Here is a 17,673-nt window from a genome sequence, read left to right as displayed (position 1 = left end):
GTGATGTCCGAGGACAAGGCCAAGCCCGTGGTTTCGCTTGCGATCGAGGGGGCGGTCGCGCGTATCCGCATCGCCAATCCGCCGCTCAATATCCTGACGACCGCCGTCAGACGGGCGCTGTTCGAGACGGCGGGCGCCCTCGCGGACAGGCGTGATCTCGGCGTCATCGTGATCGAGTCGGACGGCGCCCGCGCCTTCTCGGTGGGCTCGGACATTCGCGAGTTTCCCGACGATGAACTCGGCGGCGTCGCCAAGATCCGGTTCGAGCAATATCTCTACGATCGTATCGCCGGGCTGCCGCAGGTGGTCATCGCCAAACTGCGCGGCCTGGCACTGGGCGGCGGCGGCGAGCTGATGCTGGCCTGCGATCTGCGCGTTGCCGCGAGCACCGCCGAATTCGGCTTTCCCGAAATCAAGCTGGGCGCGCTGCCGGCCGCCGGCGGCATCAAGCGCCTCGTCCAGGAGGTCGGGCCGGCGATGGCGCGAAGCCTGATCATGACCGGCCGGCCGATTTCGGCGGCCCGCGCTCTCGACATCGGGTTGATCAACGAGGTCGTCGAGGAGGGCGAACTCGACGCCCGCGTCGACAGCCTGGCGGCTGAACTCGCGGGCCTGCCGCGCGAGGCCTTGCGGCTCGCCAAAGCCTGCGTCGCGGCCGCCGTGCCTTCAGGCGCGATCGACACCGCAGAAGCCGAGGCGTTTGGCGCGCTCTTCCGGACGGGCGATCTGCGCGAGGGGGTTGCCGCCTTTCTCGAGAAGCGACAGCCTCGGTTCAACCGCTGACCGCTGCTGCGCGCTCCGGCTGGCGTCTTTCCAGGATATCCGTAAGTAAGCCGCCGGCGCGCGGCGCCGCTGTTGACCGGCGATAGACGATCCGGCCGGGAACATCGGTCGACATGGCGACCTCTTCCCCCCTGATGAGGCCGATCAGGCGTTCGGCGGCCAGGCGGCCGATCTCCTCGGCCGGTACATGGACGGTGGTCAGCGGCGGGTCGAGATAACTCGCGAATTCGAGATCGTCGAAGCCGGAGATCGACAGGTCGCCCGGCACGTCGAGGCCGATCACCTTGGCCTCGGCGATAGCGCCGATCGCGAGCACGTCGGTGGTGCAGACGAGCGCTGTGATCTCGGGAAATCGCGCGACCAGCGTCCGCAGCGCGCGTCGGCCGTCCTCCATGGTGTAGGGCACCTCCAGCACCGCATCCGGGGGAGGGCGCAGGCCGCGCTGTTCGAGGCAGGTCAACATGCCGTGCCGGCGCGCCCGAATGCGATCATTGGTGCCGAAGGGGCTCGTCGCAACGGCGAAATGCCGGTGACCGAGCTCGATCAGCGCGCGCGTGAGATCGTAGCAAGCCTGGAAGCCGTCGAGCCCGATCGCCGGCAGGTCGTCGGCGGCATGGCTGACATAGGTCACGACGACCGGGATACCGTAGTGCCGCAACAGCGCGCGCGCTTCCGAGACCCGCTCGTTGCCGACAAGCACGAGCCCGTCGATGCCGCGCTCGAGCAGGGTGCGGGTTTCGAACAGCTCCCGTTCCAGATCATACTGGGAATTGGCCACCAGCAGTCCGTAACCCTCCTCGCCGAGCCGGTTCTGCAGGGCCTCGACGCCGCGCGCGAAAATGGAGGTGCCCAGCGTCGGCACGATGGCCCCGACCGAGCGAGTCTTGCGTGAGGCGAGGGCCCGCGCGGCTGCATGCGGGACATAACCGAAGGTGCGCAGCGCCTGCTGGACGCGCTCCCGCAGCTCCGGCCGCACGATGGACGGCGTGTTGAGCACGCGCGACACCGTGGCGGTGGAAACACCGGCGGCGGCGGCGATATCCGCAATCACGATCTTTTTCTTCACGTCGGTCATTCGGATCCGCGCCTGTTCACATGCGGCGTCATCGGCGAGCCTCGGCCGGCCATGCCGACAGCCCCGCCCGATCGCGGCCGCACGCGTCAGCTCCTACCACGGCCGTCTCCGCGCCAGCCAGCCACTCTCGCGCTATCGCGATTCCGAACATATTGACACCGCGTAATCCAGGCTTTTACATGTAAGCGCTTTCAGAAGCAGAGACCAGAAAAACTGGCGCGGGAGGACCAAGTTGGACCCAACGGAAGAACGGAATCCGGCGTCCCGCCGCCGACAGGCGGCACGCGATCCGGCTTCCCTGCTTTTTGCCGAGCCCGCATGCGGCTCATCGGTCGCACAACAGCAAGAGGGGCACGGCGCCCCGCTCGGGAGTGAAACATGACGTGGTCGGGAGGCTTCCCAGTCGCGGACATCATCGAGCCGGTGACGAGGGGCTTTGTAGCCGGGCCTCGCCGTCCCGCGCTGGCGTGAGGGAGACAAGGATGGCGCGAGGCTTCCTCAGGCTGCTCGACGGGGTGAATACGCTGGCCTGCTGGTTGGCCGGCACCTTGTTCGCGCTGGCGACGATCGCGGTGCTCTTGCAGGTCATCGTGCGTTTCGTCCTGCCGGCCGTCGGCGTGATCGTGGCTGCTCCCTGGACAGAGGAATCGGCGCGCTATCTCGTGGCCTGGAGCGTCTTTCTCGGGGTGGCGGTGCTCTGCCGGCACGGACGGCTGATCGCCGTCGACGTTTTCGCGTTGACGCTTCCCGGGGCCTGGGGCCGCAGCATCCGCATCGCCAGCATCGTCTTGAGCTTCTTCTTCTTCGCCTGCCTTCTGCGGACGGGGATCGACTGGACCGTGATGAGTATGATCGAGGCCTCGCCCGTGATGCGCATTCCCATGCCGTGGGTCTATGCCGCCTTGCCCGTCGGAAGCGCGCTGGCACTGCTCAACCTCGTCGGGCTCACCATCGCAAGGCTGACGAACGGGGGCGAACCGGTCGCTGCGGCCGTCGAGATGGCGGGGGATTGACGCCATGCTCATCGTGCAGATTCTCGGCGGCCTGATCGTTCTGCTCTTCCTCTCCGTTCCGGTCGCGATTTCGATCGGGCTCGTCTCATTCGCCATTCTCTACCAGAAGGGGCTGCCGATCGTGGCGGCCATCCAGGCTGCCTTCGAAAGCCTCGACAGCTTTTCGCTGATGGCGGTGCCGTTCTTCATCCTGGCCGGCAATATCATGCAGGCGGGCGGCATTTCCCAACGGCTGATCGGGCTCGCCAACGCGATCGTCGGCTGGCTGCGGGGCGGGCTCGGCGCGGCCGCCGTGCTCACGAGCATGATGTTCGCGACCATTTCCGGGTCGTCCTCGGCCACCACGGCCGCCATCGGCTCCACGACCATCCCGGCGATGAAGGAGAAGGGCTATCCGCTGAATTTCGCGGCGGCGACGGTCGCTGCTTCCGGCGAGCTCGGGGTGATCATTCCGCCCTCCCTGCCGATGATCATCTATGCGCTCGTGATGAATACCTCCATCACGGAGCTCTTCATCGCCGGGATCATTCCGGGACTGCTGGTCGGCTTCTCCCTGATGCTGACCGTCTTCGCCACGGCCTCGGTCATGGGCTTCGACCAGGTGAGGCCGGTGGCGCCCCGCGAATGGCTGAGGGGCGTGCTTCGTGCCGCGATGGATGCCTCGCTCGCCCTTCTCATGCCCGTCATCATTCTCGGCGGCATCTATGGCGGAGCCTTCACGCCGACAGAAGCTGCCGTCGTCGCGGTCGCCTACGGCTTCCTCATCAGCTTCTTCGTCTACCGGCAGCTGACGCTCGCCGACGTCGGGCGGATCTTCGTGAAGTCTGCTCTCGTTTCGGCGGGCATTCTGTTCATCGTCGCCTTCGCGTCGGCCTTCGGCTTCGCCCTCACCATCAATCAGGTGCCGCAGCAGGTGGGAACCTGGATCACCTCGGTGGCCGGCTCGGCCTTCACCTTTCTGCTCCTCGTCAACGGCCTGCTCTTCATGGTCGGGATGTTCATGGAGACGCTCGCGGCGATCATCATCCTGGCCCCCATCCTCGGGCCGGTCGCGGTGCATTTCGGCATCGATCCGCTACATTTCGGCATGATTTTCGTCGTCAATCTGGCGGTCGGCATGGTGACGCCGCCGGTGGGCGTCAATCTCTTCATCGCCTGCGAGATCGCGGGACTGCGCATCGACCAGCTCGTGCGGCCCTTGCTCATCTTCCTCGCGGTATTGGTTATCGACGTGCTCATCATCTCCTACGTGCCGGCGATATCGCTCCTTCTCGTTAAATAAAAATACCTGACCTGAAAGTGGAGGACTTCCAAATGAACAGCATATTACGCTCCGGCCTTGTTGGCGCCTCGCTGATCTTCGGAGCGATGCAGGCCAATGCCGCTCCCGTCGAGATCAATATCGGCCATACGCTGACCACCGACAGCCACTACCAGGCTGCGGCGCTCAAATTCAAGGAAGTGATCGAGTCCGGCAGCAATGGCGAGATGAAGGTCACGATCTACCCGCAAAGCCAGCTCGGCGGCGAAGTCAAGATGATCCAGTCGGCGCGTACCGGCGCGATCAGCGCCGTGATCACGGCCAGCCCGCCGCTCGAAAACACCATTCCGGAATTCTCTATCCTGTCGCTGCCCTATCTCTTCGAATCGGTTGATCAGGCGAATGCCGTCCTGCAAGGCCCGTTCGGCCAGAAAATGCTGGCGATGTTGGACAGCCGCGGGCTGGTCGGCCTGAACTTCTTCTCGGTCTTCGAACGCAGCGTCTATGGTTCGCGGCCGGTGCGCACCGTGGGCGATCTCAAGGGCATGAAGATCCGCGTCCTGCAGGGGCCCGGCTTCATCAAGACCTATGAGGCGCTCGGCGCACAGCCGACACCGATGGCCTATTCGGAAGTCTTCGTCGCGCTGCAGAATGGCGTCGTCGATGGGGCCGAGGCCTCACCGGAGCAGGTGATCCAGGACAAGTTCGTCGAAGTGACGAAGTTCTTCAATCTCACCAAGACGCACAACATGCCCTCCCTCGTGCTGATGTCGAAGGTGCGCTTCGATGCCCTGACGAAAGAGCAGCAGGATCTTGTTCGCCGTGCGGCTGCCGAAGCTTCGAAGGCCTCGATCGAGACCTATAAGCGCACCTATCAGGAAGGCATGGCGGCGCTGGAAAAGGCCAAGGTCGAAATCGTTCAGCCGGACCTGACCGAGTTCAAGACCACGGCGCGCGGTACCTGGCCGAGCCTGCTCCAGGCGGTGCCGAATGGCGAGGCGCTCCTGCAGGAGCTCCAGGCGGCGACGAAGTCGAACTGAACAAAGGTCGGGCGAGCCCGCCCGACCATCATCACTCAGTATTCCAACGGCGTGGAGCGTCTGAGGCGCTCCACGCTGGAGATGGCGAATGAACTTCGGTCTGACAGACGAGCAGAAGCTGATCCAGGACACGGTCCGCGACTTCGCCCGTACAGCGGTGCGGCCGCGCGCCGCCGAGATCGACAAAACCGACAGCTTCCCCGGCGATCTCTACGGCGAGATGGCCCGGCTCGGGCTGTTGGGCATGACCTTGCCGCCCGAATACGGCGGATCGGGCGCCGATACGTTTTCGTGGGCGCTCGTCCAGGAAGAGCTCGCGACGGGCGCCGCCGCAGTCGCTGACGCGCAGATGGTCTGCAAGCTCATGTGTGACGTCCTCCTCACCAATGCGAGTGAGGACATCAAGCAGCGCTATCTGCCGCAGATGGCGGCGGGCGAACTGATCTGCGCCATCGCCCAGACGGAGGCCGACACCGGGTCCGACGTGGCGGCGGTGAAAACCACGGCCAAGCGCGTCACCGGCGGCTATCTTCTCAGCGGCGCCAAACAGTTCATCACCTTCGCGCTGAACTGCGATCTCGCCGTCGTCGTGGCGACGACCGACCGGACGCTCGGGCGAGCCGGCATCGGGCTGTTCCTGGTGCCGACCGACTCGGACGGCTGCAGGCGCGGCGCCAAGGCCGAGATCATGGGAGTGCGTGGCCTGGCGACGGGCGAACTCCTGTTCGAGGAGTGCTTCGTGCCGGACGCGATGGTGCTTGCACCGCCCGGCGAGGGCCTGCGCCGGGCGCTCACCTCCCTCAACTCCGGCCGGATCGGCATCGGCGCGCAGAGCGTCGGCATTGCCCAGGCTGCCTTCGAGGAGGCGGTCGGCTATGCCAAAACCCGGCAGGCCTTCGGGCAGCCCATCGCCCAGCTGCAAGCCGTCCAGTTCATGATCGCCGACATGTCCGTGAATATCGAAGCGGCTCGCCTGATGATCCGCCGCGCCGCGCAGCGCAGGGATGCAGGGCTGCCGATCATACGCGAGGCCTCCGAGGCGAAGCTCTTCGCCTCCCAGATGGCCAATCGCGTCGTGAATAACGCGGTCCAGATCCACGGCGCCTATGGCTATTCGCGCGACTCGACGGTCGAGCGGCTCTACCGGGATGTGCGGGTCTACGAGATCTGGGAAGGCACGAGCCAGATCCAGCGGGTCATCATCGCCCGCCAGATCCTGGGTGGGCGATGAGGTGGCGGCAAGGCCGGTCGAGGCCGCCCGCCTGAAGCCCCGACCAAACGAATGAGCGTCAACGAGACCCGTGAACAGATGTCGCCGCCGCCCGCGGCGCCGATAGGAGATGTTGAATGAGTGACGACGAGCGGAAGGCCGCGCCGGAGGCGCCGATGCTGCTCAACGGCATGCGGCTTCTGAGTTTCTGCCATTATCTGCAAGGTCCGGCCGCCGCGCAGTATCTGGCCGACATGGGTGCCGACGTGATCAAGGTGGAGCCGGTCGGCGGTGCTTTCGAGCGGCATTGGTCGGGCGCCAATACCTTCGTCGACGGGGTCAGCGCCTTCTTCGTCTCCGCCAACCGCAACAAGCGCAGCCTGGCGGTCAACCTCAAGGAGCCGCGGGCGAAGGCCGTTCTTGAGCGCCTCATCCGGTCCGCGGACGTTCTGCTCGAGAACTATCGCCCTGGCGTGATGCAGCGGCTGGGCTTGGGCTACCAGGATGTGGCGGCGATCAATCCCGGCATCATCTATGCCTCGGCGACCGGATTCGGCGCCGATGGTCCGGCCCGTGACCGGCCGGGCCAGGACCTTCTGATCCAGGCGCGGTCCGGCCTGATCGCCGCGACGGGGGCGGCGCAGCCGACCGGAATCGGCTGTGCTGCCGTCGACCAGCATGGTGCGGCGCTCCTCGCCATGGGCATTGCGGCCGCCTATGCGCATAAGCTCGCGACCGGCAAAGGCACGCTGATCGAAGGAAGCCTGTTCGCTGCGGGCATCGACATGCAGACCGAGGCGCTGAGCCTTTACTACAGCGGGGGCCACGGCAACGAGCGTTTCGACCGCGACGAGCATCTCGTCACCTGGTTCCATGAGGCTCCCTACGGCGTCTATCAGATCGCCGACGGCTGGGTGGCGATCTCGCTCAACCCGGTGAAACGCATCGCCGAGGCGCTCGACAATCCGCGGCTTGCGGCGCTCGCTGACCTCGACCCGCATGCCGAGCGGGACCGGATTGCGACCGCGCTGGCGGAGGAACTCGCGCCGCTGCGCTTTGCCGAGATCGCGCCCGCCTTCGACAAGGCGGGCGTCTGGTGCGAGCGCGTGCAGAGCTATGACGATCTTCGCAACGACCCCCAGGCCATTCACAACGGCGCCTTCGAGGTCATTCCCGTCCGGGGCGGCGAGGCCACCGTGGTCAAGCATCCGCTGAAGTACAACGGCAGCGTTCCGCCCGTGCGCCGATTGCCGCCGGAAGTCGGCGAGCAAACGGACGAGATCTTAGTGTCCCTCGACTTTTCAGCCGCGGAGATCGACGAGCTAAAAGCGGTCGGCGCCGTTCGTTCCAGCCTGTCTCGATAAGGAAAAGCCGATGAAAGCCATGTATGCGGAAGTTGGAGATACCGTGCGCTTCGCCAAGACGGTGTCGGAAAGCGACGTTTATCTCTTCGCCGGCATTACCGGCGATTTCTCGGGCAATCACGTCAATGAGGAATTCATGCGCACCTCCGCTTTCGGAAAGCGCATTGCCCATGGCGCTTTGATGGTCGGCTATATGTCGACCTGCTCGACGATGCTCATCGAGCGCAGCCTGGAGAAAGGCATCGATTCGACGCCCGTCTCGCTCGGCTATGACCGTGTGCGCTTCGTCGCACCGGTGTTCATCGGCGATACCGTGACGGCGACCTATTCCGTCGTGGAAGTCGATCCCGAACGGCTGCGCACGCGCGCCCGTATCGAGGTCACCAACCAGCGCGGTGAGACGGTGGCCGCTGCCGAGCACATTCTGAAATGGCAGCCGCGCGTCGAAACGGCCGCTGTCGCCGGCTAAGAGCGTTTCGGGCGAGGTGAATGCCGGCCCGCTCGAAGTGATGCGATCTGTCAAGAATCGGGAGCTCTTTTCGCGCTCAACGAAAGGGTGAAAAGAGCTCCCACTGTCTCCAGGCTTGGCGTGGCGTCGAATGCGGCCACTCAACTTTCGGATCTCTGGTCAGCGAAGATAAGCTTCGCTCGCATAGCGGCGCATCATGCGCTGACTGTTGAAGTAGGGGCCGATCTTGGATATCGCCTGCTTCATCATCCAGATCCAGCGCGATCTATTCTCGTAATAGAGCGGAAGAACGGTGTCTTCGAGCTTGCCGTAGAGTTCGGCGGCATCGTCCTGGGCCATGTCGAGCCGCCGGCCGTCGATGCCCCAGCCCGTGACGCCCTCGATGCAGGCCTCCACCCACCAGCCGTCGACGACGCTGAGGTTCAAGACGCCGTTGAGTGCCGCCTTCATGCCGCTCGTGCCGGATGCCTCCAGCGGCGGCATGGGCGTATTGAGCCAGATGTCGGCGCCGGCCACGAGCACGCGTGCGCGGTCCATGTCGTAGTTCGACAGGAAAATGACCGGAACATCATTCGACAATTCGCGCATATGGCGATGTATCTGCGCGATCAGCGCCTTGCCCTGGCTGTCGCGCGGATGGGCCTTGCCGGCCATGACGATCTGGAACGGGTAGCGGCGCGCGATGGCGCGCAGGCGGTCGAGTTCCGTGAAGATGAGGTCCGGCCGTTTGTAGCCCGTCATGCGGCGGGCGAAGGCGATGGTCGGCCGGTCCGGATCGAGGGTGTGGCCTGTCTCGCGGAAGACGAGCGCGAGAAGCTCGGCCTTGGCCCGCTGATGCGCGCTCCAGATGTGCTCGTCGGGCAGTTGGTCGCAGCGGACGAGGCGTTCCGGCTCGTGGGCCCAGCAGGGCAGGTCGGCTTGGTAGAGATCGGCGAAAGCGGGGTGGGTCCAGGTCGACACATGGACGCCATTCGTCACGGATTCGATGCGATAGCCCGGGAACATGCGCCGGGTCGTTTCCGCATGGCGCACCGCCACGCCATTCACATAACCGCTGAGATTGAGCGCAAGGAGCGTCAGGTTGAGCTGGCTGGTGCCGCCGAGCAGCTTGAGCTCGTCGAGGTCGATCAGCTCCGTGCCGAGCACGCGCTCGATATCGGTGTAGGAGAAACGGTCGTGCCCTGCCTCGACCGGCGTGTGGGTGGTGAAGACGCAGGCCTCGCGCACGCGCTCGACGGGATCCCTGTTGGCGAGATCCGCGAGCGCAGGCTTGCCGAGGAGGTGCAGCGTGAGGAGCGCCGCGTGCCCCTCGTTGAGATGGAAGGTCGCGATCCTGAATCCCAGGGCCTCCAGCGCCTTTGCGCCGCCGATGCCGAGTACGATTTCCTGCTTCAGGCGGTAGATCTCGTCGCCCCCGTAAAGCCGATCGGTGATCTCGCGGTCGACGGCGGCATTCTGGTCGAAATCCGTATCGAGCAGGAGGACGGGCACCGCCGCACCGAGCGGAGACGAGACGGTGTGGAGCCACGGCCGGATCCAGACCGAGCGGCCCTCGATCTCGACCGCCACCATGGCGTCGAGAGGGGTCGCGAAATCGCGGATCTTCCACGGGTCCGCATTGTCGACCTGTTTGCCGTCGGCCTCGATCTCCTGGCGCAGGTAGCCTTTGTGGGACGCGAGCGTCACGAAGACGACGGGCAGACTAAGATCGGCGGCCGACCGGGCGCTGTCGCCGGCAAGGATTCCGAGGCCGCCGCTATAGGTGTGCATCTCCGGTCGGAGCGCGATTTCCATCGAGAAATAGGCAACGCTGGTTCGCGAAAGGAAGGGCTGAATAGAGACCATGGCCTGCCTGTTCGATTGAGGGCGCCGGAGAAAGCGCTGCTTCAGACGGAATGACGGAGACCCCGCCGGGCCCGCTCAGCGTTTATGCCGCCCAGTGGCGTTCGGTTCCGCTCTCCTTGCCGGATACTGCGCTGCCCATCGCGGCAGGTCGAGCGAAATGGCATGGCTTCAGCCATGGGGTCGGGTCGGGAGGCGGCAGACGGCGCGTCGAGGAGGCAACCGCGGGCGCGACCGCTTGACGGGGCTTTAGGCGGCCCTTATTTAGAATTATTCTAAATAGGCCCCTGCCATGCTGTCTCGCCTCTTCCGCTTCCATCGCCGTCCCTTTAAGAGCCTCTGCGAGCAGGAAATCCTCGCCCTGGCGATCTCCTCCGAAGAAGACGATGGGCGCATCTACCGCGCCTATGCCGATGGCCTGCGTGATCAGTTCCCGCAATCGGCGAAGATCTTCGACGATATGGCCGACGAGGAGGATCGCCATCGCCGAGCCTTGATTGCGCTTCATCGCGATCGGTTCGGCGACACCATTCCCCTGATCCGCCGAGAACATGTGCGCGGCTATTATGAGCGTGAGCCTGATTGGCTGGTGAGGCCGCTCGGGATCGACAAGGTTCGCGCCGCCGCGGAAGCGATGGAGAACCAAGCCTATCGTTTTTACTTGGAAGCAGCGAAGCGTTGCACGGACGCCGCGACGCGGGACCTTCTCGGCAATCTGGCGAGCACGGAGAAGGCCCATGAAGCGCTGGCGCGCGAGCTCGGCCTCACTCACGCGCCCCGTGACGTCAAGGAGCAGGAAGCAGCAACGGAGCGCAGGCAGTTCATCCTGACCTTCGTCCAGCCGGGGCTAGCCGGGCTGATGGACGGTTCGGTGTCGACCCTGGCGCCCATCTTTGCCGCGGCTTTTGCGACGCAGGATACCCGGCAGACCTTTCTCGTGGGGCTGTCCGCTTCGGTGGGGGCTGGCATTTCCATGGGCTTCACGGAAGCGGCCCACGACGATGGAAAATTGTCCGGCAGGGGATCGCCGGTCAAGCGCGGGTTGGCATCGGGCGTCATGACCGCCATCGGTGGCCTCGGTCACGCGCTTCCCTATCTCATTGCGCATTTTTGGACGGCAACCGTCATCGCGGTGTCGGTCGTCTTCGTCGAGCTGTGGGCGATCGCCTTCATTCAGAACCGCTATATGGAGACGCCCTTCCTGAGGGCGGCTTTCCAGGTGGTGCTCGGCGGGGCGCTCGTCTTCGCCGCCGGCATTTTGATCGGCAACGCCTGAGCCGCATTCCAGGCGAGGCATCGCCGCCAGCGCGGCTCTGGCCGCAGCAGCCGTTATCGTGCAAAGGTCCCCAGCCCATCCTGTCGGAGCTGCCTATGATCGACGATCTCGTATTTCCGGATCAACCTTTCGCCGCGTTCCTCTTCGATATGGACGGCACGATCCTGACATCGATCGTCGCGGCCGAGCGCGTCTGGGCGGCCTGGGCACGCCGCCATGGGGTCGATGTCGAGACCTTCCTGCCGACAATCCACGGCGTGCGGACGGTGGAAACCGTCCACCGGTTGGCGCTACCGGGGATCGACGCCGAGGCCGAGGCCCGGGCGATCACGCAAGCCGAGTTGGAGGATGTCGCGGGCATTGAGGCGATTGCCGGGGCCGCCGATTTTCTCGCGTCCCTGCCGATCGACCGATGGGCGATCGTCACCTCTGCATCGCGCGCGCTCGCCGAGCGGCGGCTCGAAGCGGCCCGGCTGCCAAGCCCGCCGACGATGATCACCGCCGAGGACGTCACCCACGGCAAGCCTGCGCCGGATTGCTTTCTACTCGCGGCCGAACGTCTCGGCTATCCTGCCGCCCAATGTCTCGTCTTCGAGGATACGGCGGCGGGCATTGCTGCCGCGGATGCTGCGGGCGCCGCGGCGGTCGTGATCACCGCCACGCACAGGCACACCTTCGCGACACCGCACCCAAAATTCGCCGGCTACGAAACGCTTATCGCCCGTCAGAACGCGTCCGGTGCCTTAGAGCTTTTGACGCGTGTCGAGAGCAACGCCTCGGCGATCTGAGGCCTTCCGAAGTCGCTGCCCCCTCCATTCAAAAAACGCGCGCTCGGATCACCACTCGGACTGCACGAGACCTGCTGCGGTCACGACGACCCAGCCGCCGTTGCGGCGCTCGATTGACTGGATCCGACCGAGGCCCGGCACATTGGCTCCGGGGCTTACTTCGAAGAGGCCGCCGCGGCCTTCGAGAAGGGCTGCACCGTCATAGACCTCGCGCACGGACCAACCCGGAACGGTTTTCGGTTGAATTTTGGCCAACGGCCTGGGTGTGGGCTTGGGGGGCGGCGCCGCCGGCTTGATCGAACCGGTCACCGTCTGATCCGCCATCTGCTTTTCGATGCGCTCGAGACGCGCCGTAATCTGCGCGAGCTTGGCGCTGTTGTCGACATGGTCCAGCTTGTCGATCTGCTTCGACAGCTGGGCGGTGGCCTGAGCCACGGCGCCGGACGTATCCTGTTTGGTGCGGGCGAGATCATCCTTGAGCGCCGCCACTGTCGTGCGCAGGGCCTTGAGGTCGTCGGTGTTGCGGCTCGCGTCGACCGAGGCGCGCAGGCTGTCGAGCCCAGCCTTCATCTTGCGCAACTCGTCGCTGAGCCGCGCGATATCCGCCTGGCGCTGCTCCGTGCCGACGATGGGCGGGCTCTTGGCGGCGACCACGCTGGCATCGCTGGTCGCGGAGCCGGCATGGCCTCCCGAGCCCGGCTGGCTTTCCGAGAGCTTAGCGATTGCAAAGCTGCCGGCGCTACCGAGGATGAGCACCATCGCGGCCGCGAGCACGGCCCCATGCCGCTTGGAGAAGGCGGCCAAGCGCGCCCCGAGTTCGGCGAGGCTCGTCGCCAAGCCACCGGACATCGCGGCCCCATTGATGCTCGGCCGTGCATCCGGATCGATTCGCGGCGCAACAGCGACCGGCACAAGCTGCCGGCCCTCGCTCGTTGGGGCGGCGCGGCCCTCGATCTCGCGACCTTCGCCGGCGCTCCGGTCATTCGGCTCGTCCGACGAAAATGGTTCCTGACGCATGTCCATTGGACATCTCCGCATACTGTCAGGAATCAGTAACCACCAGAATTTACCAGGAGGTTACCAAGACGTGCGGACCCCTCGCTCATAGACGTATCCGCATCTGAATCCTCAGGTACTACGATGCCCGGCACCACGCTCACCGCAATGCCGGCGGCTTCGAGGCGAGTAACCTCAGCTAGCGCTTCCGGCATGCCGGCCGGATTGCCTGCGACGAGCCGCACCACATGCTTGCCGCGTCGGGCGAGCTTCTCCATCAGCGCCTGCATGTCCGGACGGCTATCCTCGCCGACCAGGAGGCGTTTAGCCTCGCGCCGCGCGAGCTCCAAGACATCACCGGAGGTTCCTGCATCGAACAGGATGACGTCGGCCGACTGGAGCTCGCGCACGGCCTTGAGCGTCAGGAGCTCGGCATCGCCGGGCCCCGCCCCGACCAGCGTGACGCGGCCCTGGCCGGTGGTGGTGCTGGCGATGCGATCCATGGCTTCGGTCAGTTCCGCCTCGGCGCGGGCCGTCGGCGCCGGGCCGAAGGCGCGGTCGACGAGCGCTTCCCAGAAGGCGCGCCGAGCAGGTCCGGCCAGCCGCTCGCCGACCCTGGCGCGGATCGCCTCGGCGAGCGCTGCCCATGCTGCGAGGCTCGGCGGCAGCAGCGTCTCGATCTTGCGACGGATCGCCTGGCCGAGAATGGGCGCGGCACCCGCCGTCGAAATACCGACCACGACTGGCGAGCGATTGACGATCGCGCCGAACTGGAAATCGCAGGCCTCCGGCTTGTCGATGACATTGACCGGCACACCGGCGGCCCGCGCCGCTGCACGAAAGGCCTCGACCTCCTCCTGCTCGAGATCGGCGACGGCGAGCGCCGCCCCCGCGAAGTCAGCGGCCGACCAGGCACGATCATGATGAATGAACCGGTCTGGCGCTTGCGCCAGGATGCGCTGGAACTCCTCGCTCAGTTCTTTTGCTGGCGCATAAATGTGGACGATGCCACCGGCGGCCGCGAGAAGCTCGGCTTTCCAGGCGGCACCGTCCGAGCCGCCGGCAACGACCACCGGCTTACCCTTCAGCGCGAAGAAGACGGGCAAAACGGCGAGCGGCGCGACTCGCACCATTGCCTTACTCGGCTGCGCGAAGACGGTGGACATCGATGATCCCCCTGATTTCCGAGCGGCAGGAGCCGCAATTGGTGCCGGCCTGGAGCGCCTCGCCGATGGCGGCGACAGTCGTGCAGCCGGCGGCGACCGCGGCGGCGATCTGATTGGCACCGATGCCGAAGCAGGCGCAGACGGTGGCGCCCCGATCGAGACCGCGGCCCGGCCGTCCGGCGACGACCGAAAGCCGCGCGCGCTGGTCGGCGAAATCCCCCACGAGCTGGTCGACGGCCCAGGCGCGCGACACGGCCACGGGCTCGGCCGCGAGAAAGAGCGCGCCACGGAGCCGGCCGCCTTCGAAGGCGGCGAAGCGCTGCTGGCCGACGCGCGCATCGTGATAGGCGAGGACGTCCGGCGGATGGCCGAAGAGTTCGGCGGCGAGTGCCGCGCCGTCGCGGTCTTTGTCGGCCAGCGCAAATTCGAACCGCCAGCCACCGTTGCAGCGCGCCAGCGCCCAGTAGTCCGCATCGATGACGGCGGAGCGCTCGCGCAGCACGGCAAAGCCGTAGAGCACAGCCGCGAAGCGCTCGATGCGCACCGGCACATGTTTCAGCGCCGGCTGGCCGGAGACGGGATCGGTGATGCCCGGCACGAGCCGATCGACACGGGCTTGTGCCGCGAATTGGTCGGTCCAGTGCATCGGCACAAAGATCGCGCCGCGCGCCTGCCGGTCCGAGAGCAGGGCGCGCAGGAGGACCGAACCCGTAGCCCCCGTTACGCGGACGATCTCGGCATCACCGATGCCGTAGTGGGCGGCATCGTCCGGGTGAATCTCGACGAACGGCTCGGCGAGATGCTGGGAGAGGCGGGGGCTCCGGCCCGTGCGCGTCATCGTGTGCCAATGGTCGCGGATGCGGCCGGTGTTGAGGACGAGCGGATAGTCGGCGCTCGTCCGCGTTTCGGCCTGCGGTGTCACGGCGACGAACCGCGCCTTCCGATCCGGGGTGAAGAACCGCCCGTCCGCGAAGAAGCGGATGGTGCTCGATACCGTGACGTCGTTTTCGCCTCTCGTGACGGAAGGGGCGCGGGGGTCTTGACCCTCCCCCTTGTGGGGAGGGTCGATCCGCGAAGCGGAGCGGGGTGGGGGTGGTGTTCGTCGCTCGTCTTCGTCCATGACCCCCACCCCGGCGCTGCGCGCCGACCCTCCCCGCAAGGGGGAGGGTAAAGGCGGGACCGGCGCGGGCGGGACTTCAAAACTGAAGCCGAAGGGTGGATGGGCGGCGGGGGAGGGTAAAGGCGCCGGCCATTGGAACGGCGCAAGGCTGTCGAAGGCGCGCTGGTCGAGCCCCGCATAGGCGCCGATGTCGAAATCGCGGCTGCCGTCGTTGTCCGAGGCCGACAGCGCGGCGTGTTCGGCAAAGATCTCGACCGGGGAGGTATAAGGGAAAGCCTCCGCGAAACCCATACGCCGGGCGACCTCGGTGATGATCCACCAGTCGGGCCGCGCCTCGCCGGGCAAGGGCAGGAAGGGCCGCTGGCGCGAGATGCGCCGCTCGGAATTGGTGACGGTGCCATCCTTCTCGCCCCAGCCCGCGGCGGGCAGCTTCACATGGGCATGGCGGATGGTGTCGGTCGCATCATAGATGTCGGAGACCACGACGAAGGGGCAGGCCTTGAGAGCCTCCTCGACGAGGCCGGCCTCCGGCATGGAATCGACCGGATTGGTCGCCATGATCCAGAGCGCCTTGATGCGCCCGTCCGCTACGGCCCGGAACATCTCGACGGCCTTGAGCCCCGGCTTGTCGGCGATGACCGGCGCGTGCCAGAAGCGCTGCACGAGGTCGCGATGCTCCGGCCGCTCGATGTCCATATGGGCGGCGAGCATATTCGCGAGGCCACCGACCTCGCGCCCACCCATGGCATTGGGCTGGCCGGTGATCGAGAAGGGGCCCATGCCCGGCCTGCCGATGCGACCGGTCGCCAGATGGCAATTAATGATGGCATTGGCCTTATCCGTGCCGGACGAGGACTGGTTGACGCCCTGGCTGAAGACGGTGACGACCTTCTCCGTTACGGCGAAAAGATCGTAGAAGGTGGCGAGGTCTTCGGGCGCGAGGCCGGTCTGCGCGGCAACGTCCCCGAGGCTGAGCTTGTGCGCGGCAGCAAGAGCCGCATCGAAGCCGGTGGTGTGGGCTGCAACATAGGCGCGGTCGAGCGCCTCGTGTCCGGCGAGGAAGGCGAGCAAGCCGGCAAAGAGCGCGACATCGCCGTCGGCGCGGATCGGCAGGTGCAGGTCGGCGATATCGGCCGTCATGGTGCGGCGCGGGTCGACGAGCACAACGCGCATCGCCGGACGCGCTTCCTTCGCCGCCGCGAGGCGCTGGTAGAGCACCGGGTGGCACCAGGCGAGATTGGAGCCGACCAGCACGACGAGATCGGCCAGTTCCAGATCCTCATAAGCGCCCGGCACCGTATCGGTGCCGAAGGCGCGGCGGTGGCCGGCGACTGCCGAGGCCATGCAGAGGCGCGAATTGGTGTCGATATTGGCCGAGCCGATGAAGCCCTTCATCAGCTTGTTTGCCACATAATAATCTTCGGTGAGCAACTGGCCGGACACATAGAAGGCGACCGAATCCGGCCCGTGCTCGGCGATGGCTCGCGAGAAGGTGGTCGCGGTGAGGTCGAGCGCCTCATCCCAGCCGGCGCGCGCGCCGCCAATTTCCGGATGGAGCAGGCGACCATCCAAGCCGAGCGTTTCGGCGAGGGCCGAGCCCTTCGAACAGAGCCGGCCGAAATTGGCGGGGTGGTCGGGGTCGCCGCGCACCGCGACCGCGCCGTCGGGCGCGACATCGGCGATCACGCCGCAGCCCACCCCGCAATAGGGGCAGGTGGTCTTCACGCTCGGCGCCTCTGCCATCATCATCCTCAGGCGGCCAGGCTCGTCAGGGAACTGGCGTCGATGAGGAGCCGCTCTCCTTCCACCTTGACGGGATAGGTGCGCACCGCGCCTTCGTCGGCACCGAGCGCCTTGCCCGTGTCGAGGGCGATCACCCAGTTGTGCAGGGGGCAGGTGACGGCTGCGCCGTGCACGATGCCCTGGCTCAAGGGGCCGCCCTTGTGCGGGCAACGGTCGTCGATGGCGAAGACCCTGTCGTCGGCGGTGCGGAACACCGCGATCTTGCCCGCAGGGGTGGCGACGCAGCGCGCGCCGCGGCGGGGGATATCGTTGATCGATCCGATCTCGATCCAGCTCATGATTGGCTACTCAATTGTTGCCGCTGCCGATAGCGAGGGCCGTCTTCACCCTCCCCCTTGTGGGGAGGGTCGCGAGCGCAGTGAGCGGGGTGGGGGTGACAATGAGGGGCGCGAGGCTTGACCACCCCCACCCCGATCCGCTTCGCAGATCGACCCTCCCCACAAGGGGGAGGGTGGTCGCGTCGCGTC

At 66.1% G+C, this 17,673-nt stretch carries 14 protein-coding genes and 1 pseudogene; 9 read left to right on the top strand and 6 right to left on the bottom strand.

Going from position 1 to position 17,673, the window contains the following annotated elements; translation table 11 throughout:
• Positions 1 to 3: 3 nt before the first annotated feature.
• A complete protein-coding gene (locus ACFQU1_RS00345) occupies positions 4 to 783 on the top strand; it encodes an enoyl-CoA hydratase/isomerase family protein (protein WP_378128219.1) in 780 nt (259 codons plus the stop codon).
• On the opposite strand, the gene ACFQU1_RS00340 is transcribed toward ACFQU1_RS00345, so the two are convergent.
• Positions 773 to 1,858, bottom strand: coding sequence for a LacI family DNA-binding transcriptional regulator (locus tag ACFQU1_RS00340; protein WP_378128218.1), 1,086 nt, complete (start codon positions 1,856 to 1,858; stop codon positions 773 to 775). The genes ACFQU1_RS00345 and ACFQU1_RS00340 overlap by 11 nt on opposite strands.
• A gap of 482 nt (positions 1,859 to 2,340) precedes the next feature.
• On the opposite strand from ACFQU1_RS00340, the gene ACFQU1_RS00335 reads away from it, so the two are divergent.
• The 6 genes from ACFQU1_RS00335 (at position 2,341) to ACFQU1_RS00310 (ending at position 8,215) form a co-directional block, all read left to right on the top strand.
• On the top strand, positions 2,341 to 2,871 hold the full coding sequence (locus tag ACFQU1_RS00335) for a TRAP transporter small permease (RefSeq protein ID WP_378128217.1): 531 nt from the start codon (positions 2,341 to 2,343) through the stop codon (positions 2,869 to 2,871).
• A 4-nt stretch (positions 2,872 to 2,875) separates the two neighbouring features.
• Positions 2,876 to 4,153, top strand: a complete 1,278-nt coding sequence (locus ACFQU1_RS00330) for a TRAP transporter large permease (protein WP_378128216.1) — start codon at positions 2,876 to 2,878, stop codon at positions 4,151 to 4,153.
• A 32-nt stretch (positions 4,154 to 4,185) separates the two neighbouring features.
• A complete protein-coding gene (locus ACFQU1_RS00325; RefSeq protein WP_378128215.1) occupies positions 4,186 to 5,172 on the top strand; it encodes a TRAP transporter substrate-binding protein in 987 nt (328 codons plus the stop codon).
• A gap of 88 nt (positions 5,173 to 5,260) precedes the next feature.
• Positions 5,261 to 6,403: an acyl-CoA dehydrogenase family protein gene (locus ACFQU1_RS00320; RefSeq protein ID WP_378128214.1), complete on the top strand. Its 1,143-nt coding sequence runs from the start codon at positions 5,261 to 5,263 to the stop codon at positions 6,401 to 6,403.
• Positions 6,404 to 6,519: 116 nt separating this feature from the next.
• A complete protein-coding gene (locus tag ACFQU1_RS00315) occupies positions 6,520 to 7,746 on the top strand; it encodes a CaiB/BaiF CoA transferase family protein (RefSeq protein WP_378128213.1) in 1,227 nt (408 codons plus the stop codon).
• 10 nt (positions 7,747 to 7,756) lie between these two features.
• On the top strand, positions 7,757 to 8,215 hold the full coding sequence (locus ACFQU1_RS00310; protein ID WP_378128212.1) for a MaoC family dehydratase: 459 nt from the start codon (positions 7,757 to 7,759) through the stop codon (positions 8,213 to 8,215).
• A gap of 159 nt (positions 8,216 to 8,374) precedes the next feature.
• Here ACFQU1_RS00310 and glgP read toward each other — a convergent pair whose 3' ends face one another.
• A complete protein-coding gene (glgP, locus tag ACFQU1_RS00305) occupies positions 8,375 to 10,060 on the bottom strand; it encodes an alpha-glucan family phosphorylase (RefSeq protein ID WP_378128211.1) in 1,686 nt (561 codons plus the stop codon).
• 289 nt (positions 10,061 to 10,349) lie between these two features.
• On the opposite strand from glgP, the gene mbfA reads away from it, so the two are divergent.
• Both mbfA and ACFQU1_RS00295 read left to right on the top strand, forming a co-directional pair.
• Positions 10,350 to 11,333 carry an iron exporter MbfA gene (gene mbfA / locus ACFQU1_RS00300; RefSeq protein WP_378128210.1) on the top strand — a complete coding sequence of 328 codons (984 nt, stop codon included), beginning with the start codon at positions 10,350 to 10,352 and terminating at the stop codon, positions 11,331 to 11,333.
• Positions 11,334 to 11,428: 95 nt separating this feature from the next.
• Positions 11,429 to 12,121 carry an HAD-IA family hydrolase gene (locus ACFQU1_RS00295; RefSeq protein ID WP_378128209.1) on the top strand — a complete coding sequence of 231 codons (693 nt, stop codon included), beginning with the start codon at positions 11,429 to 11,431 and terminating at the stop codon, positions 12,119 to 12,121.
• Positions 12,122 to 12,169: 48 nt separating this feature from the next.
• Here ACFQU1_RS00295 and ACFQU1_RS00290 read toward each other — a convergent pair whose 3' ends face one another.
• The 4 genes and pseudogenes from ACFQU1_RS00290 to nirD all read right to left on the bottom strand — a co-directional run bounded on the left by ACFQU1_RS00290 (position 12,170) and on the right by nirD (position 17,484).
• Complete coding sequence (locus tag ACFQU1_RS00290; RefSeq protein ID WP_378128208.1) at positions 12,170 to 13,144, bottom strand: hypothetical protein; 975 nt, start codon at positions 13,142 to 13,144, stop codon at positions 12,170 to 12,172.
• 56 nt (positions 13,145 to 13,200) lie between these two features.
• A pseudogene (locus ACFQU1_RS00285) lies at positions 13,201 to 14,283 on the bottom strand (siroheme synthase); the annotation flags it as partial.
• Entirely contained in the window at positions 14,255 to 17,152 is a 2,898-nt protein-coding gene (locus tag ACFQU1_RS00280) for a molybdopterin-dependent oxidoreductase (protein ID WP_378128207.1), read from the bottom strand. The gene ACFQU1_RS00280 and the pseudogene ACFQU1_RS00285, both read right to left, overlap by 29 nt.
• Before the next feature lie 2 nt (positions 17,153 to 17,154).
• Positions 17,155 to 17,484 carry a nitrite reductase small subunit NirD gene (gene nirD / locus ACFQU1_RS00275; RefSeq protein ID WP_378128206.1) on the bottom strand — a complete coding sequence of 110 codons (330 nt, stop codon included), beginning with the start codon at positions 17,482 to 17,484 and terminating at the stop codon, positions 17,155 to 17,157.
• Positions 17,485 to 17,673 lie beyond the last annotated feature (189 nt).

Origin of the sequence: Chelatococcus sp. GCM10030263 (genome assembly GCF_042666455.1) — a bacterium.
Classification (GTDB): Bacteria; Pseudomonadota; Alphaproteobacteria; order Rhizobiales; family Beijerinckiaceae; genus Chelatococcus.
Note: the sequence above shows the minus strand (reverse complement) of the source record. Positions and strands in the feature narration are given on the sequence as shown.

Bases quoted from the DNA above. Each gene is read 5' to 3' on its own strand.
- ACFQU1_RS00345 (WP_378128219.1), top strand. From the start codon at position 4: ATGTCCGAGGACAAGGCCAAGCCCGTGGTTTCGCTTGCGATCGAGGGG.
- ACFQU1_RS00340 (WP_378128218.1), bottom strand. From the start codon at position 1,858: ATGACCGACGTGAAGAAAAAGATCGTGATTGCGGATATCGCCGCCGCC.
- ACFQU1_RS00335 (WP_378128217.1), top strand. From the start codon at position 2,341: ATGGCGCGAGGCTTCCTCAGGCTGCTCGACGGGGTGAATACGCTGGCC.
- ACFQU1_RS00330 (WP_378128216.1), top strand. From the start codon at position 2,876: ATGCTCATCGTGCAGATTCTCGGCGGCCTGATCGTTCTGCTCTTCCTC.
- ACFQU1_RS00325 (WP_378128215.1), top strand. From the start codon at position 4,186: ATGAACAGCATATTACGCTCCGGCCTTGTTGGCGCCTCGCTGATCTTC.
- ACFQU1_RS00320 (WP_378128214.1), top strand. From the start codon at position 5,261: ATGAACTTCGGTCTGACAGACGAGCAGAAGCTGATCCAGGACACGGTC.
- ACFQU1_RS00315 (WP_378128213.1), top strand. From the start codon at position 6,520: ATGAGTGACGACGAGCGGAAGGCCGCGCCGGAGGCGCCGATGCTGCTC.
- ACFQU1_RS00310 (WP_378128212.1), top strand. From the start codon at position 7,757: ATGAAAGCCATGTATGCGGAAGTTGGAGATACCGTGCGCTTCGCCAAG.
- glgP (WP_378128211.1), bottom strand. From the start codon at position 10,060: ATGGTCTCTATTCAGCCCTTCCTTTCGCGAACCAGCGTTGCCTATTTC.
- mbfA (WP_378128210.1), top strand. From the start codon at position 10,350: ATGCTGTCTCGCCTCTTCCGCTTCCATCGCCGTCCCTTTAAGAGCCTC.
- ACFQU1_RS00295 (WP_378128209.1), top strand. From the start codon at position 11,429: ATGATCGACGATCTCGTATTTCCGGATCAACCTTTCGCCGCGTTCCTC.
- ACFQU1_RS00290 (WP_378128208.1), bottom strand. From the start codon at position 13,144: ATGGACATGCGTCAGGAACCATTTTCGTCGGACGAGCCGAATGACCGG.
- ACFQU1_RS00280 (WP_378128207.1), bottom strand. From the start codon at position 17,152: ATGATGATGGCAGAGGCGCCGAGCGTGAAGACCACCTGCCCCTATTGC.
- nirD (WP_378128206.1), bottom strand. From the start codon at position 17,484: ATGAGCTGGATCGAGATCGGATCGATCAACGATATCCCCCGCCGCGGC.